Genomic DNA, 2527 nt, shown 5'->3' with positions numbered 1-2527 from the left:
ATCCCCTTCATCCTGGCGGTTGCGGTACTTGCAAACAAACAGTTCCGCCGGAAGGACCTTGCCCATGCCATCTTCGCTAACCTGTGCCATCGGAGAGCCTGTCCCGAGCAGACCGAGCGCGACCGTCATGAAAACGGCTTTCAACATCTTCTTCATGTTTTTCCCCTTGGATTTTTGCTTATTCGTATCAAAGGCACCCGAACCGGCGCCGATAGTATCCAGTATAGTTGACTACAAGGGGCTTATCTCGGCTAGAGCGATTGAAGTCGCCGCCCAGATCGATACGGACCCTGTCAAAGCCGTCGCATCAGGCATGACCGGCTTCATTTGTATCTGTGTTGCGGCTCTATCTCGAGGCGACACCTTTCTATCAGGCCCGCATTCAGCAAGCTGTATGGCGCCGGCGGCTACCGATGCGAATTGATGTTACTACCAGGATCCGATGACAGAATGACCACGCGCTCGATACTCACCTGACTGAGGTCCATCCTCACCACCATCATGTGTGTTGAACGTCTGCTTTGGGTCGTTAGCGGCCCTTTTTAGTCATTCTAGCTTAATGGCCGCTTTTGCGTGGGAACCGGACGTTCCGTGTGCCGATATTGGGAGTCCCAGGAATAATGTCCGCTTTTCTCCAAAGCGGACGTTCAGGAACCCCAAAAACCGCTGAAATTAAGGTCCGCTTTCGGCCAATAGCGGACCTCAGCGAACTGCAAGATTCGGCCAGAAGTCGCCATTCATCCTGCGTCTATCCGCCCTAATTACCCTGTCCGCCAAGGTAGTGATCGAACCAGTCCAGTGTCTCTCGAATGAGCATGTCGCGGGGCACGATGTGACCTGCGGGCGCAACGTAGTGTTTCTTGTGCTCCGGGTCCGTGCCCAGGAGTTCGAACATTGGCTTTTGCGCATTCTCCAGGGGGTACACAATGTCGTACTCGCCGTTCAGCATGAGGATGGGGGAGCGGACGTGGGGCACGAAGTTGATTGGGTCGACCTCGGGCAGGTATCGATGGTACTCAACCAATCCTCCGACATTGAGGACCGCAGCGTCGATGCGTTCTTCCACCGCAAGGACAATGGGCGCGGCCGAACCGCCCCAGCTATGGCCATAGTACCCCAGCCTGTCAGAATCGATGTCGTCCCGGGTCTCCAGGTAGTCGATGGTTCGTGACAGATCCTGCACCCATTTGATCTGGTAATCCCGTAACTTGGTCCCCTCCGAGTGAGCCTCAAGGCTTCCCAAGGTGATACTGAAGGTTGAGTCGTCCCGGTCAAACACCCCCTTGAAGATGGGCTGAGCCACCGCTCTCCCGCTCCTCACGAGGAAATTAAAGGGCTGGAGCCACTCTTCGTCCACGGATTGGATGGAAAAGACGAGGTCGCCGGGCCAGTAAATCACAGTCTCAAACGGCGGATCAGTGTTGTTGGGAATGTAGAGAAACGCCCCACCTCGCTCCCCGTACGGGAGGTCAAAAGCCACCCTTTCCCGAGTCCAGTGCTCAAACACTTCAACGGCCACCACCTCAGCATTCAGGGGAAGGGAATCGTAGGCATACATTCTTCGGTAGATCATGAACTCAGTGTCGGAGACCGGCTCCTCTGACCTGTAATCGCGGCGATCCAATGGTTCCTCCGGCTGCCGAAGCCTGGTGAGCTTCTCGTCGTCATCGAACGTTCGCACCAAACGGAACCCGTGGGTCGAATCCTGGTCCCAAGGTGACCTCGGGATTATCCAGTTCGCGAGGAAAGGCGGGTCCGTCCAGGCGGCACCGCCCGTGCCTCGTGCGTCTTTACCCGCCTCGTTCCAGTACCACTCCCGGACGTTTCCGACGAGATCGTATACACCCATAGTGGTCATCGCCCGGTTCTCGCCGACTGGCCGGGGGCCGTCTCCCCCCAGATTGCTCCGGGGTGCGATGAGCCCGGCGTTAAGAATGTAGTAGCGCCGCGCTTTTTCTTGATGGACCGGAGTTGGCAACTCTTTGTTGACGAAACTGGCATAGGCAGCGGCCTCATACCAACTCACACCACTTACCGGGTAATTGCCCTGTCCGGCGGGATACGCCCCCCCGGTCCATGTTGAGGGACCAGGCCGGCCGGTCCGGTCAACGAACTCGCTAACTGCCTCTTCCCACGGCACTTCCATGCCATCTCTGACGAAGTCCTGTCTCCAATAAGCCTGTGTCTCGTATCCTGCTGCGGCGACGAAATGCTCGTACTCCCGATTGGTCACCTCGAATCGATCCATAAAAAAGTCGGCATAGTCCACCAGATCTTGTGTGAATCCCGGGATCCGGACCATTTCTTCGGGGAGAATGTCGACCGGGTCCAGCCTGACGGGATTCACAGGCTCAAACAGGTCAAGGAAACCCCGGATCGCCGTATGCAAAAGATCCACGCTTCGGTATCCCATCAACTCGAACCGCAGGCGGTATCCCTCGCCTTCCGCGAACCGCACGGATTTAAGTGGCGTTGTTCCCAGGTCCTCCCACTCGTCTTCCGCAGCATCAACCGGTTGACGAAAAAC

The 2527-nt window shown here is 56.8% G+C and carries 1 protein-coding gene; it reads right to left on the bottom strand.

Going from position 1 to position 2527, the window contains the following annotated elements; translation table 11 throughout:
• Positions 1-757: 757 nt before the first annotated feature.
• On the bottom strand, positions 758-2527 hold a 1770-nt coding region (locus O6929_04395), incomplete at its 5' end, for an SUMF1/EgtB/PvdO family nonheme iron enzyme (protein MCZ6479638.1).

It is taken from the genome of Candidatus Methylomirabilota bacterium (assembly GCA_027293415.1).
Taxonomy (GTDB): domain Bacteria; phylum Methylomirabilota; class Methylomirabilia; order Methylomirabilales; family CSP1-5; genus CSP1-5.
Note: the sequence above shows the minus strand (reverse complement) of the source record. Positions and strands in the feature narration are given on the sequence as shown.